The organism is Cellulomonas sp. P4_B5_2, from assembly GCF_056402235.1.
Genome location: NZ_JBFUHU010000051.1, coordinates 1 through 14,427, shown reverse-complemented (window position 1 = coordinate 14,427; position 14,427 = coordinate 1). Strand labels below are relative to the sequence as shown.

Annotated in this window: 11 protein-coding genes; 1 reads left to right on the top strand and 10 read right to left on the bottom strand. The window is 71.9% G+C overall.

The window, feature by feature from the left end; all coding sequences use genetic code 11:
• On the bottom strand, positions 1-475 hold a 475-nt coding region (locus AC1DUQ_RS05465), incomplete at its 3' end, for a cellulose binding domain-containing protein (protein WP_477073489.1).
• A gap of 541 nt (positions 476-1,016) precedes the next feature.
• Between AC1DUQ_RS05465 and AC1DUQ_RS05460 the strand changes: the two genes are divergently transcribed.
• Entirely contained in the window at positions 1,017-1,253 is a 237-nt protein-coding gene (locus tag AC1DUQ_RS05460; protein ID WP_477061161.1) for a hypothetical protein, read from the top strand.
• Here AC1DUQ_RS05460 and narI read toward each other — a convergent pair.
• From narI to AC1DUQ_RS05415, 9 genes are all read right to left on the bottom strand, one after another.
• Entirely contained in the window at positions 1,250-1,993 is a 744-nt protein-coding gene (narI, locus tag AC1DUQ_RS05455) for a respiratory nitrate reductase subunit gamma (RefSeq protein ID WP_477061160.1), read from the bottom strand. The two genes, AC1DUQ_RS05460 and narI, sit on opposite strands and share 4 nt — an antisense overlap.
• Before the next feature lie 37 nt (positions 1,994-2,030).
• Positions 2,031-2,639, bottom strand: a complete 609-nt coding sequence (gene narJ, locus AC1DUQ_RS05450; protein ID WP_477061159.1) for a nitrate reductase molybdenum cofactor assembly chaperone — start codon at positions 2,637-2,639, stop codon at positions 2,031-2,033.
• Positions 2,636-4,297, bottom strand: coding sequence for a nitrate reductase subunit beta (gene narH, locus AC1DUQ_RS05445; RefSeq protein WP_477061158.1), 1,662 nt, complete (start codon positions 4,295-4,297; stop codon positions 2,636-2,638). The genes narJ and narH overlap by 4 nt, the downstream gene beginning before the upstream one ends.
• Positions 4,297-7,989 (bottom strand): nitrate reductase subunit alpha, encoded by a 3,693-nt coding sequence (locus AC1DUQ_RS05440; protein ID WP_477073488.1) that lies wholly within the window; start codon positions 7,987-7,989, stop codon positions 4,297-4,299. Before AC1DUQ_RS05440 ends, narH begins: the two co-directional genes overlap by 1 nt.
• Positions 7,990-7,997: 8 nt before the next feature.
• Positions 7,998-9,206: an MFS transporter gene (locus AC1DUQ_RS05435; protein WP_477061156.1), complete on the bottom strand. Its 1,209-nt coding sequence runs from the start codon at positions 9,204-9,206 to the stop codon at positions 7,998-8,000.
• 80 nt (positions 9,207-9,286) lie between these two features.
• Positions 9,287-10,000: an FHA domain-containing protein gene (locus AC1DUQ_RS05430; RefSeq protein ID WP_477073487.1), complete on the bottom strand. Its 714-nt coding sequence runs from the start codon at positions 9,998-10,000 to the stop codon at positions 9,287-9,289.
• Complete coding sequence (locus AC1DUQ_RS05425) at positions 9,997-11,274, bottom strand: vWA domain-containing protein (RefSeq protein ID WP_477061154.1); 1,278 nt, start codon at positions 11,272-11,274, stop codon at positions 9,997-9,999. The genes AC1DUQ_RS05430 and AC1DUQ_RS05425 overlap by 4 nt, the downstream gene beginning before the upstream one ends.
• A 9-nt stretch (positions 11,275-11,283) precedes the next feature.
• Positions 11,284-12,324: a PP2C family protein-serine/threonine phosphatase gene (locus tag AC1DUQ_RS05420; protein ID WP_477061153.1), complete on the bottom strand. Its 1,041-nt coding sequence runs from the start codon at positions 12,322-12,324 to the stop codon at positions 11,284-11,286.
• Positions 12,321-14,427: serine/threonine-protein kinase (locus tag AC1DUQ_RS05415; protein ID WP_477073486.1), on the bottom strand; the 2,107-nt coding region annotated here is incomplete at its 5' end. The genes AC1DUQ_RS05415 and AC1DUQ_RS05420, both read right to left, overlap by 4 nt.

Here is a 14,427-nt window from a genome sequence, read left to right as displayed (position 1 = left end):
TCGTCGGGGTGGGCGTCGGTGTGCTGGTGGGGGTGCCCCCGGTGCACGCCACGCCGTTGATGCTGCACGTCGCGGGGCTCTTGAACGGCCCGGTCGCCACGTAGCCCCAGGTCAGCGATGCCCCGGGCGCGAGGGTCGGCGCCCAGCTCTTGTTCTTCGCCGTGTAGTGGTTGCCGCTGCGCGTGACGTCGGCGTCCCACGAGCTGCTGATGGTGTCCCCGGCGGGGAGGTCGAACTCGATCGTCCACCCGTTCACCTCCGTCGTGCCGGAGTTGGTGACCTTGACGTTGACCTGGTGGCCCGTGCCCCAGTCGCCGGCGGAGGTGAAGGTGGCGCCGATCGTGCCTGCGGCGAACGCCGGCTGGGAGGCGACCAGGGCGGCGAGCAGCGTGATCACCGCGGCGAGCGCCGTGGTGATCAGGACGGGACGTCGTCGGCCCATCGGTGTCTGGCTGGAGTGTCTGGCGAAAGCCATCGTGCGGTCCCCTGTCCATCGTCGGAGCGTCGAATATGTAAGGAGTGTGTACTAATGGTTCACAAGGACGGTAACCGGGGTCACAGGGTGAAGTCAATGCCTGGCGCCACCTCGGCCGAGCGTCACCCGAACGTGCATTTCTCTCGCGCCACGGGCTGAAATGCGTTGTCCTGACGCCCGAGGGCGCGCGTCCGGAATGTCCGGCAGGGCCGTGCGGGCGCGCGACATCGTGCCTGTTGGATACGTGTCACCGCGCGTCTCGCAGCGGATCTCCCCATGGCCGCACCCGTTGCCGGCTGGGTCCCGAAGTGCCATTTCCCGCACCGTTCGTGAATGCAACGTGCGCATTTCTCGGCGCATTGTTCTCCCCGGTCCCGAGGCCGTGAATTCCTGGGTGCTACGCCCTCGTCGCGCGTGATCYGGCGACGATGTCCGCGCCGCGCGTCCGCCGACTCCTTCTGCGGACGCGCTCGCGTGTCGTCCCTCGGGTGTCGGTGGGTGCGCGCACCATGGAGGTGAGCGAGGACGAAGGAGTCGGGACATGACGCTCGTCGATCAGCACCACCGGGTCGACCCTCAGGTCGAGGCGCGCGTCCGGCGCGAGGTCGCCGGCGCCACCTGGTTCCAGCTCGCCGCGGCCACCAGCCGGGCGCACCACGAGGTCGACGAGGCCCGCCGGGGCCGCGACGACGTCGCCCTGCTGCGTGCCGTGGACCGGCACGCCGTGCTCGAGCGCCTGCTGGCCGAGGCGACCGAGCAGCTCCACCCGCCCCGCTAGCGGCGCACCCTGTCGTCCGACGCGTCCCAGCCGGGCCTCGTCGCCCGGCTGCCGGCACGGTCGGACCGGCCGCGGTAGACCACGTACGGCCGCCACAGGTAGAAGATCGGGACGCTCAGCACGTGCACCAGCCGCGTGAACGGCCACAGGGCGAACAGGAGCATGGCCACCATGGCGTGCGCCTGGAATCCGAACGGCGCGTCGGCCATCAGGTCGGGCTTCGGCTGGAACAGGAAGATGCCACGGAACCACTCGGACACGCCCGTGCGGTAGTCGTACTCCCCGTTGAGGTTGAGCACCGAGCCCGCCACCGTGTTCCAGACGCCGAGCACGATCACCAGGGCGAGGAACAGGTACATGACCTTGTCCATCTTGGTGGTGGCGCTGAACACCGGTCCCACCGTGCGCCGGCGGTAGATGAGCAGGGTCAGGCCGACGAGGGTGCAGAACCCCGCCACCGCCCCGATCGACACCGCCATGACGTGGTAGAGCTCCTCGGAGATCCCGACGGCCGACGTCCAGCTCTCAGGGATGCCCAGGCCCATCACGTGGCCGGCGAACACCGCCAGGATCCCGAAGTGGAACAGAGGGCTGCCCCAGCGCAGCAGCCGGCTCTCGTAGAGCTGCGACGAGCGCGTGGTCCAGCCGAACTTGTCGTACCGGTACCGCCACACGTGCCCGCCGACGAAGAACGCCAGGCACACGTACGGGATGACCACCCAGAGCAGGACGGCGCTCATCGTGGCATCCCCGGGTGAAGGTGAACGCAGCCGGGGCTCATCGCGGCATCCCCGCCATCGCGCCGTAGGGTTCGAGGCCGACCTGCTCTCCCGGTGGGCCCTCGGCCGCCAGCCGCGCCACGGCCTCCCGATCGTCGCCCTTCAGCGGCGGCAGCGTGGAGCAGACCGCCGTCAGAGCGCCGGCCCACGGGGACCCGCGGTCGACCAGCGCGAGCCGCAGCAGCTCCAGACCGGCCCGGTGCTCGAGCAGCAGTCGGGTGCCGGCCTCCACGTCGGCCGTGGCACTGAACTCCAGGACGACGCACAGGTGGTCGGGGAGCTCGTCGGCGCTGATCTCCAGGCCCGCCGCGCGGAAGGCCCGCTTGAACGCGAGCAGCGCCATGCCTCGCTCGCGGGTGTCGCCGTACGCGTAGTAGGTCAGGTAGAGGCAGATCTTGCGGCGCAGGTCGAACGTGTCGACGTAGTCGGCGGTCAGGGAGGTGAGCGGGGTGCTCGCCAGGTGGTCGAGCAGCGGGTCGAACGCGCGCGTCGGCGAGACGGCCCGCAGGTCGGGGACCTGCTCGACGAGCTCGGCCGTCGGGTACTCCAGGAGCAGTGCCGCGATCCGGTGGGTCAGCGCCCTGGTGCGGGCGTCGTCGCGCCTCATGACGGGTCCTTGCGCTCGGGGAACAGTCCGGGTGGCGGGGAGCCCTTGCCGTCCCAGTTGAGCAGGTTGACGCGCGCGCCCGGCCGGCCGGTGCTGGTGACCTCGTCGGCGGTCTGCCGGTCCTTGAGCGCCCGGAAGTTCTCGACGGCCAGCGGCGTGCCGGCACCCGAGCCCTCGCCGAACGGCCCGGAGCCGCCCATGCCCGGCCCTCCCTCGTAGTCGAGGCTGCACTCCGTGGCCAGCTCCTCCAGGCCGTGCGCGGCCTCCGCGTGCGCGGCCGGGATGACGTACCGCTCGTCGTACTTGGCGATGGCCAGCAGCCGGTACATGTCGAGCATCTCCTGCTCGGTCATGCCGACGGCCGCCGGGATCGACGGGTCGGCGTCGCGACCCATCGAGATGTCCCGCATGTACGAGCGCATCGCGGCGAGCTTCTTCAGCACGCCGGTCACCGGCACCGTGTCCCCCGCCGTGAACAGCTCGGCCAGGTACTCCACCGGGATCCGGAGCTGGTCGATCGCGGCGAACAGGTTGCCCTTCGACTCGGCGTCCTCGCCGGTCTCGGCAACCGCGTCGACGACCGGCGACAGCGGCGGGATGTACCAGACCATCGGCATCGTGCGGTACTCGGGATGCAGCGGCAGGGCCACCTTGAACGTGCTGATCAGCGCCCAGATCGGGGAGCGCTGCGCGGCCTCGATCCAGTCCCGCGGGATGCCCGCGCGCTCCGCCTCCCGGACCACGGCGGGGTCGTTCGGGTCGCAGAACACCCCGCGCTGCGCCTCCAGCAGGTCGTGCTCGTCCGTGACGGAAGCCGCCGCCAGCACCTTGTCGGCGTCGTAGAGCACCAGGCCCAGGTAGCGCAGGCGGCCGACGCACGTCTCCGAGCAGACCGTCGGAAGGCCGACCTCGATGCGCGGGAAGCAGAACGTGCACTTCTCGGCCTTGCCCGTGCGGTGGTTGAAGTAGATCTTCTTGTACGGGCAGCCCGTGACGCACTTGCGCCAGCCCTTGCACTGGTCCTGGTCGACCAGCACGATCCCGTCCTCGGCGCGCTTGTAGATGGCGCCCGAGGGGCACGACGCCGCGCACGACGGGTTGAGGCAGTGCTCGCAGATGCGCGGCAGGTAGAACATGAACGTCTGCTCGAACTCGAACTTGATCTTGGTGGACACCCTGGCCAGGATCGGGTCGCCGGCGAGAGTCGCCGCGCTGCCGCCGAGGTCGTCGTCCCAGTTGGCGCTCCACCCGATCTGCATGGGCTCGCCGCTGATCAGCGACCGCGGCCGGGCCACCGGGGTGTGCTCCTGCAGGGGTGCGGTGGTCAGCGTCTCGTAGTCGTAGGTCCAGGGCTCGTAGTAGTCGTCGAGCGACGGCATCTTCGGGCTGACGAAGATCGTCGCCAGGTTCTTCAGCCGACCGCCCGCCTTGAGCTTGAGCCGGCCGCGCTTGTTCAGCGTCCACCCGCCCTGCCAGCGCTCCTGGTCCTGGTAGGTGCGCGGGTAGCCCTGCCCGGGGCGCGTCTCCACGTTGTTGAACCAGACGTACTCGGTCCCCGCCCGGTTGGTCCACGCCTGCTTGCAGGTGACCGAGCACGTGTGACAGCCGATGCACTTGTCGAGGTTCATCACCATCGACATCTGCGCCATGATCCGCATCAGTACTCCACCTCCTGCGAGCGCCGACGGATGACCGTGACCTCGTCGCGCTGGTTGCCCGTGGGCCCCAGGTAGTTGAACGCAAAGGTCAGCTGGGCGTAGCCGCCGATGAGGTGGCTGGGTTTCATGAGGATGCGGGTCAGCGAGTTGTGGATGCCGCCGCGCTTGCCGGACGTCTGCGAGCGCGGGACGTCGATGAGCCGGTCCTGCGCGTGGTGCATGTAGACCGTTCCCTCCGGCATCCGGTGGGACACGATCGCGCGGGCGACGACGACGCCGTTGCGGTTGACCGCCTCGATCCAGTCGTTGTCCGCGACCCCGATTTTGTCGGCGTCCTTCTGGCTCATCCAGATGCCCGGACCGCCGCGCGACAGGCTGAGCATCAGCAGGTTGTCCTGGTACTCGGAGTGGATGGACCACTTGTTGTGCGGCGTCAGGTAGCGGACCGCGATGCCGAGCTCCCCGTTCGACCCGATCTGCGGCTCCCCGAACAGGGCCGCCATGTTCAGGGGCGGGCGGAAGACCGGCAGGTTCTCGCCCAGCTCGGTCATCCAGTCGTGGTCGAGGAAGAAGTGCTGCCGGCCCGTGAGGGTGTGCCAGGGCTTGAGGCGCTCGACGTTGATGGTGAACGGCGAGTACCGCCGACCGCCCGACTCGGAGCCGGACCACTCGGGCGAGGTGATGACCGGCGTGGGCGCGGCCTGCGTGTCCGCGAACGTGACCTGCTTGCCCTCGTGCTCCGCGGCCAGGTCCGCGAGCTTGCGGCCGGTGCGCTTCTCAAGCGTGTGGAACCCCTCGGTGGCCAGGTGCCCGTTGGTGGTGCCGGACATCGCCAGGATCGCCTCGCACACGTGCACGTCACGCTGCAGCGACGGCCGCCCGTCACCCGCACCCCCGCGGACCAGCCCGTTCTTCTTGCCGAGGTACTCGATCGGCCTGGTCAGGTCGAACGTGATGCCCTTGGTCGTCGCACCCAGCGTCGACGCCAGCGGACCGAGCGCACCGAGCTTGTCGGCCACGGCCGGGTAGTCCCGCTCGACGACCACCAGCTTCGGCATCGTCACACCGGGGACCGGGTCGCACTCCCCCGCCTTCCAGTCGCGCACGATGCCCGACGGGGTCGCCATGGCGTCCGGGGTGTCGTGGGTGAGCGGGACCGCGACGACGTCCTGCCGGACGCCGAGGTGCGTCGCGGCGAGCGCGCTGAACGCCTTGGCGATCTCGTGGAACGCGTCGAAGTCGGTGCGGGTCTGCCACGGCGGCGAGATGGCCGGGTTGAACGAGTGCACGAACGGGTGCATGTCGGTGCTGCTCAGGTCGTACTTCTCGTACCAGGTGGCCGCCGGCAGGACGACGTCGGAGAACACGGTGGTCGACGTCWTGCGGAAGTCGAGGGTGAGCAGCAGGTCGAGCTTGCCGCGCGGAGCCTCGTCCCTCCAGACGATGTCGCGGGGCCGGTGCTCCGGTGGCGCCTCCTCGGCCCGCAGCGAGGAGTCGGTGCCCAGCAGGTGCTCGAGGAAGTACTCGTTGCCCTTGGCGGAGCTGCCCAGCAGGTTCGACCGCCAGATGGTGAGCACGCGCGGGAAGTTCTCGGGGGCGTCGGGATCCTCACCCGCGAACCGCAGCGAGCCGTCCTGGAGGGCCGCCGGGATGTACTCCGTGGCCGGCGTCCCCGAGGCGGCGACGTCGTCCGCGAGCGTCAGCGGGTTGCGGTCGAAGGTCGGGTACGACGGCATCCACCCCAGCCGCGCCGACTGCGCGAGGACGTCCGCGGTCGTCATGCCCGCCCAGAGCCCGCCCGACTTGTTCGCCGCGAGCGCGTCCGCGCCGAAGTGGTCGTACCGGAACTGGTCGGTGTGCAGGTACCAGTACGCGGTCTGGATCATGTTGCGCGGGGGCCGCGACCAGTCGAGCGCGTTCGCGTACAGGCCGTACCCGGTGATCGGGCGCACCTTCTCCTGGCCCACGTAGTGCGCCCAGCCGCCACCGTTGACGCCCTGCGTGCCGCACAGCGCGGTGAGCGTGAGGAACGCGCGGTAGATGGTGTCGGCGTGGAACCAGTGGTTGGTGCCGGCGCCCATGAGGATCATCGAGCGGCCCTTCGACTCCTCCGCGTTGGCGGCGAACTCGCGGCCGATCTTCTCGGCCTTGGCGGCCGGCACCCCGGTGATCTCCTCCTGCCAGGCGGGCGTGCAGGGCGAGCCCGCGTCGTCGTACCCCGTGGGCCAGGTCCCGGGCAGTCCTGGGCGGCCGACGCCGTACTGCGCGAGCAGCAGGTCGAACACCGTGGTCACCGTGCGCCCGGCCACCTGCCGCGTCGGGACGCCCCGCAGGATCGCCCCCGCGGAGCCGTCGACCGCGTCGAACCGGGGCAGGGTCACGGCGACCGGCCGCGACCCGTCCCCGGCGGCACTGAGCTGCGGCTCCACGGAACCGAGCTCGAGGTTCCAGCGGCCCTCCCCCTGCGCGCCGAACCGGAACCCGAGCGACCCGTTCGGCACCACGGGCTGCCCGGTCGTCTCGTCGAGCAGGACCGTCTTGAACTGTGCGTTCTCCGACGTCTCCCCCAGGTCCGCGGCGGTGAGGAACTTGCCGGGCACGAAGCCGTCGCCGTCCGGTTCGAGCGTGATGAGGAACGGCAGGTCGGTGTACTGCTTCACGTAGTGGTCGAAGTACGGCGTGGTCCGCTCGACGAAGAACTCGCGCAGGATCACGTGCCCCATCGCCATCGCGAGCGCGCCGTCGGTGCCGGGCGCCGGTGCGAGCCACTCGTCGGCGAACTTCACGTTGTCCGCGTAGTCGGGCGAGACCGCGACCACCTTCTGCCCGCGGTACCGCGCCTCGACCATCCAGTGCGCGTCCGGCGTGCGGGTCACGGGCACGTTCGAGCCCCACATGATCAGGTAGCCGGCGTCCCACCAGTCCCCCGACTCGGGCACGTCGGTCTGGTCGCCGAACACCTGCGGCGACGCCACCGGCAGGTCCGCGTACCAGTCGTAGAACGAGAGCATCGGGGCGCCCAGCAGCGCGTAGAACCGGGCGCCGACCCCGTGCGACACCATCGACATCGCCGGGATGGGTGAGAACCCCGCGATCCGGTCCGGGCCGTGCTCCTTGATCGTGTGCACGTGTGCGGCCGCCACCATCTCGACGGCCTCGGCCCACGACGCCCGCACCAGCCCGCCCTTGCCGCGCGCCGCCTTGTAGCGGGCGGACCGGACGGGATCGCCCACGACGTCCGCCCAGGCCAGCACGGGGTCGCCCAGCCGCGCCTTGGCCTCGCGGTACATCTCCAGCAGGAGGCCGCGCACGTACGGGTACCGGACGCGCGTCGGCGAGTAGGTGTACCAGGAGAAGGCGGCCCCCCGCGGACAGCCCCGCGGCTCGTACTCGGGTCGGTCAGGGCCGGTCGACGGGTAGTCCGTCTGCTGCGCCTCCCACGTGATGATGCCGTCCTTGACGAACACCTTCCACGAGCAGGATCCCGTGCAGTTCACGCCGTGCGTCGACCGGACCACCTTGTCGTGGCTCCAGCGGTCCCGGTAGAACGTGTCCGCGTCGCGCCCGCCGATCTGGTGCAGCGTGCGCAGGTCCGCCGAGACCTCGTTCTTGCGCAGGAAGCGACGCGTCTTGAGCAACGCCTCGACCACGCCCTCGTCGAGGCCCGGCGCGCGTCCTTGCTCGATCGTCATGAGGCTCCCTAGCTGGTGGCAGTGGCTTCGGTGCGTGCGAGGGCGGCCCGGCGCACGGGACCGCGGGTGAACCAGGCGACCGCGAACGCGCTCACCGCGAGCAGGACGTACCCCAGGCTGTAGTCGCCCACCAGGTCGAAGACCGCCCCCATCACCAGCGGCGGGAAGAAGCCGCCGAGGCCACCCGCGGCGCCGACGATGCCGGTCACCGCGCCGACCTTGTCCTGGGGCGCCACCTGCGCCACCAGCGCGAACACCGCGCCGGAGGAGGCACCGAGCGCCGCGGCCAGGCCGAGGAACGCGACCGTGGCCAGGGGGATCAGGGGAAGCTCGAGCGCGGCGACGAGCGCCAGGACGCCGGTGACGAGGAAGGCCGCGAGGAGAACCGGCACCGGCCCGACCCGGTCGGAGAGCGTGCCGCCGACCGGACGCATGGCCACCGCGAGCACGACGAACCCCGCGGTGCGGGCGGCGGCGTCGGCGGCGGTGAGGCCGTACGCGTTCACCAGGTACGTGGGCAGGTAGACGCTGAACGCGACGAACCCGCCGAAGCCCATCGCGTACAGCAAGGACAGCTGCCCGGTCGCGGGGATGCGGGCCGTGGCCCAGGTGCGCGCGAGGAACGACCCCTGCGGCACCGGCCGACCCGGCTTGTCACGCAGCAGCAGCCCCGACGCGACGGCGTAGACCGCGAGCACGCACGCGACCAGCACGAACGGCGCCTCGGGTCCGTACGCGTCCGCGATCCGCACCGTGGTGAACGCGGAGATCGCCGTGCCGCCCATGCCGAGCCCGAAGATCCCCAGCGCGGTGCCGCGCCGCTCGGGGGCGAACCACTGGTTGACCGCCGGCACCCCGATAGCGAACGCGGTGCCGCCGAGCCCGAGGAAGAAGCCGCCGACGAGCATCGCCGCGTACGTCTCGGCGACGAACCCGATGAAGAGCACCGGCAGGATCGTCAGCACGGTGACCGTGGGGAACATGCGGCGCGAGCCGAACTTGTCGGTCAGGGCGCCGACGGGGATGCGGCCCAGCGACCCCACGACGACCGGGACGGCGACCAGCACCGACTGCTGGACACCGGTCAGGCCGAGCGCCTTGCCGTAGGTGCCACCGAGCGGGCTGATGAGCGCCCACGCCCAGAAGTTGACCAGGAAGCCGAGCATCGCGATGACGAGCACCCGCACTGCGATGCGTCCGTCGGTCTGCTCCGCCATGAGACCCCCCGAGCGTGGTCCGGCGTCGTTGCGCGGACCTGCCGTGCTTCGGAAGTTAGCACTCCGGCACCTCGCCCGGGCTAGACCTCCCCGGGCAGCGCCGTCCGGATCACGATGCGGGTCCACGCCCCGAGGTACAGCCGGTCGCCGTCCTCGATCTCCTTGCGTTGACCGGCGGGGATGGGTGTCGTCGGCAGCGGGTCGCCCGCGCGGCTGACGTAGGTGCCGTTGGCGGACTGCAGGTCCTCCACCCACCAGCGCTGGCCGTCCGTGTTGAGCTGGCAGTGCCGGCGGGAGACCCCGGAGTCCGTCCCGCAGTCGACCGCGGGGTGGATGTTGCGGGACACCGACGGGCGGCCGACGAGCACGCTGCGCTCGCGCAGGGGCACCAGACCGGGGAGCCCGGCCGACGGCATCGGATCCTCCGGCTGCTGCGCGGCGTACCAGTCGGGGTCCACCCAGACCTCGGCCACCCAGGACTCGGCGCCGTCGGGGGCCGGGGTCGGGAGTGCTGCGGGCGCCTCGACAGCGGGCGTCGGCGCGCTCACGGGTGCCGGGGCCGTGGGCGCGACCGGCGCGGGTGCGGTGCCCGTCGTGAAGTCGTAGCCGCAGACCTCGCAGAACAGGGCCAGCGACGACGCGGGTGCGCCGCAGTGGGGGCACGTGGTGGCGGTCCCCACCGCGGCAGGCTCGGGGGCCTCCGCCGGCGCCGCGGACTCGATGGGCGCGCCGCAGACGTCGCAGTAGTCGGTGGACGTGGACGAGTGGCCGTTCGGGCAGACGACGGTGCTCACCGGCGGACCCGCGTGGTCTTGGTCGACGCGGTGTCGAGCGCCATCTCGTCGAGCTTGTCGGCGTTGCGCTTGAGGCGCACGGTGCCCTTCTCCTCGTCGTCGATCTCGACCACCCGCCGCAGCCGGGAGGTGGCCTCCTCGTTGCCGGTCTCGGCGGCCAGCTGGACGGCGCGGCCGAGCTTGACGGTCGCCGTGGCCTCGTCGCCGGACGCCTTCGCGGCCAGCCCCTCCTGGATGACCGACGCGAGCTCGGCCTGACCCGTGTAGTGCGCGACCTCGGGGTTGATGCGCGCGGTCAGCGAGCTGTCGTCGGACCACCGGGCCTTGACCAGACCCGACGCCAGGACGTCCCCGCCGACGGCGATCTGCACGCGCGCGGCCAGCTGCTCGGAGCCCACCGGCTTCGACGGCACCCGGATCGCCACGTGGTAGTCGCGCGACTCGTCGCCCCACGCCCCGGTCGGGTACGCCCCCGTGAGGGCGTTCACCTCGGTGCGCCTGGACGTGATGTCCTCCACGGTGGGGGCCACCCGCCGGACGAACAGGACCTGCGCGCCCTGGGGTGCCCAGACCCGCAGCTCGGCGTCCGCGACGCCCTTGGACATCGACTCGTTCACCAGCGCCTTGAAGTCCTCGGCGATGTCCGCCGGGTTCCGGATGAGGTCGACCGTGCCGAGCAGCGCCGTGGCGATCTCGCGCAGCTCGGCCACCTCCCAGCTGGACCCGACGCCGCGCGCGTCGCACTGGAAGTGCCCGGTGACGTCGCTGATCGCCCGGGACAGCTCGGCACGCGGCTCCGACTCGTTGCGGCCGTCGGTGAGCAGGATCGCGTGCTTCTGCGCCGCCTGCGGGACCATCGCGAAGATCGCGTCCGCCAGCCGCAGCCAGGTGCTCATCGCGGTGCCGCCCGAGGGGCGCATGAACGAGATGGCGCGCTTGGCCTCCTCGCGGGCGCCGGGCTCCATCTGCACGATCGCGACCGGGGCGTTCGGGTACGGGAAGGCACGGTTGGCCACGTGGCTGCCGCCGATCACCGCGAACCAGGTGCCGTCGGCGATCTGGTCGACCGCCACCTGCGCCGCGTACTTGGCGGCCTCGATGTTGGGCCCGCTCATGGAGCCGGACGTGTCGATGATGACGAGCTCGGCGACGCCCCCGCCGGAGGACGCCGCGGTGCCCGCGCCGGTGCTGGTCACGGTGACGATCGCGTGCACGTCCGTGGCGCCGTCGGAGAGGAACTCGTTCTGGAACACCTCGGTGCGGAAGTCGGCCACTGTGGCTCCTCAGGCTGCGGGCGGTGCGGGCTCGGCCGACACCGTCTCTTCGGTCTGGACAGTATCGAAGGGTGCGGCGACGCGGGCCAGCGCGGCGGTGATGTTGTCGTGCCCGCCCTGCTCGTTGGCCCAGCGGACCAGCTCGCCGGAGATCACGTCGGGCGACTGACCGACCTTCTCCGCGGTGCGGTGCAGCAGGTCCGCGACGTCGTCGGCCTCGGAGCAGTAGTTCCAGAGCCCGTCCGAGCAGACCAGCACCCAGCCTGGGCCCTGCGCGCGGGTCGTCGCGGTCTGCGGGACGACGGTCTCGGCGTCGGGGCCGAGCCAGCGCGTGATGGCGTGCCCCTCGCGGGAGGCCTCCGCCCGTGCTCGCGGGATGCCGCGCGCGATCATCTCGTTCGCCGCGGAGTCGTCCACGCTGATCTGGTGGGAGTCCCCCTCGTCGGGGATCCAGTACGCGCGGGAGTCCCCCAGCCAGCCCGCGACGACGGTGGGCCCGTCGACCACGGTCGCGACGAACGTGCACGACGGCGGCTCGGCGCGGCCGGCCATGTCCCCGACCGCGTCGGCGATGGCCTTGTCCGCTGCGGAGGCCGCGGTGATCAGGAGCGCGGACCACGAGGAGACCGTCTGCGGTTCCGCGATGGCCAGCACGTCGCGTGCCGCGCGGGCGGCGGCGAGGCTCGCGATGTCGGAGTCGGGGATGTTGGACACGCCGTCGCAGACCACCAGGACCGCGGTGGTGCCGACGACCGCCAGCGCCATCGCGTCCTCGTTGCGGCTCTTGCGCCGACCTCGGTCGCAGACCCCGCCGACGAGCGGGGAGGGCAGCTCGGTCCAGTGGTCGCGCTCGCTCATCGCGAGCTCGCCGCAGTGCTCGCAGTAGCCGTCGGCCGCGATCGTCCCGCCGCAGAACCGGCAGACGGGCGTCGTGGGCTGGTCCGGCTCGTCGAGCACGGCCACGGGGGCCGGAGCGCCCAGGCGGGTGCCGCAGTGCTCGCAGAACGCCGAGCCGTCGGCGGCGACCGTGCCGCACTGCGGACAGGTCACCACGTGGTCCACCGGCGGACGCCGTTCGCCTGGTCGACCAGGGCGATCCGCTCGTCCGACGTGGGGGCGAGGGCGGCGTACTCGCGCAGGGCCCCCTCCAGGGCATCGCGCAGGTCCGGCTCCTGGGCCGGCACGGAACCGAGCTGCACGGTCCTCGACGGCCCGTCCTTGAGCACCGCGGCGAGCGCGGACCCGAGCACGTCCACCCGCAGGGCCGCCCGCGCCCGCGGCTCGATGGAGACCGACTGCACGCTGGCGAGCGCGTCGGACAGGGCGCGCAGGTCGCCGCTGGACGTGGCCAGCAGCTGGGCGCGCATCATCCGGGCGTCCACGTACGAGCTGCGCGTGGGCGTCACCAGGTCGAGCGCCGCGAGCGCTCCCGGCAGGTCCCCCCGCGCCCGGCGGATGCGGGCCAGCCCGAACGCCGCGGGGGCGGTGTAGTTCGCGTCGGAGCGCGCGCAGATGATGTAGAGCGACTCGGCGATGTCGGGCTCGTTGCTCAGCTCGCACGCGGTGGCCAGGGCCAGCTTGGGCGCCAGCTCGCCGGGCACCTGCCCGTAGACCGCGTTGAACGAGGCGCGCGCCGCCACCGGGTCGCCCGTGCTGAGCTGCGCGAGGCCGCCCAGCCACGCCGCGCGCCACTCCCACGGGTCGTCGGTGAGGATCTGCGACAGCGTCTGGTCGAGCACGTCCTGCCGGCCGGCCTCGATCGCCGCGGTCGCGCGCCGCAGCCGCACCTCGACGGTCTCGTCCGGTGCGTCGGCCAGCGCGGCGAGGCGCTGGTCCGGGTTGCTCACGTTGACGCCCGCCAGCCAGCTCGCCGCCGGGTCGCTCGCGTCGACCTTCAGCGCGGGCAGCTGGTCCCAGGCGAGCGCGTGGCCGGCCTCGTCGGACGTCGGCGCCTCGAACAGCACCGAGGCCGCCGAGTGCAGCGCCGGGCTGCCCGGGCCGCGGTCGGTGGCGACGACCTCGCGCAGCACGCCGAGCACCTGCGCACGCAGCTCGTCGACCGTCGCGAACCGGTCCGACGGGTCGAGGGCGCACGCCTTGGCCAGGAGCCGGTAGAACGAGTCGTACGTCTGGAACACCGGCGTGTCCGCGACCGCGGGCAGCGACGCCACGTAGGTGCTCGTGTTGCCGCGGAAGTCGAGCACGAGCGTGGCCAGCGTCCGCCCGATCGTGTAGATGTCGGACGCCACGGACGGCCCCACCTCGGCGACCTCGGGCGCCTGGTAGCCGACCGTGCCGAAGATCGCCGAGTCCAGGTCGTCGATCCGGCGCACACCGCCCAGGTCGATGAGCTTGACCGCGTCGCCCTGCTGGATCACGTTGTCCGGCTTGAAGTCGCAGAACAGCAGGCCCACGTCGTGCAGGTAGGCGAACGCGGGGAGGATCTCGAGCACGAACGCGAGCGCCTGGTCCACCGGCAGCGGCGTGTTGACGCCCCCGGCGGCCTCGCGGCGGTCGTGCAGGATCTGCTTGAGCGAGCGGCCGCCGACGAACTCCATGACGGTGTAGCCCGCGCCCTCGTGCATGGCGAAGTTGTAGATCTCGACGATCAGCGGGTGCTCGACCTCGGCCAGGAACTGGCGCTCGGAGATCGCCGCCGCGTAGGCGTCCGGGTCGCCGGAGTTCAGCAGGCCCTTGAGCACCACCCACCGGCCCGAGACGTTGCGGTCCCGCGCCAGGTAGATCCAGCCCAGGCCGCCGTGCGCGAGGCACCCCACGACCTCGTACTGCCCACCGACCAGGTCACCGGGGTTGAGCGCCGGCGTGAAGTCGAACCGGTTGCCGCACTTCGGGCAGAACCCCGCGGTCCGGCCTGGCACACCGTCGCGCGACCGGCCGACCTCGGCGCCGCAGGCCGGGCAGAAGCGCTTGCGCTCGGGCACCTCGGGCACAGCCATGACCGCCTGCAGCGGGTCCTGCACCGGGGCGGGCGGCACGGTCGTGAGGCCGGCGCCCAGGCGCGCGCCGCGCAGCCGGGTCGAGGAGGTGCCGACCCGGCGGGTGGGTCGCGTGCCACCTGTGGCTGCCGTGCGTGCCGAGCCCAGGGCGGCCGTGGCCAGCCGGCTCGAGCTGGTGCGGCCGGTACGTGTGGAC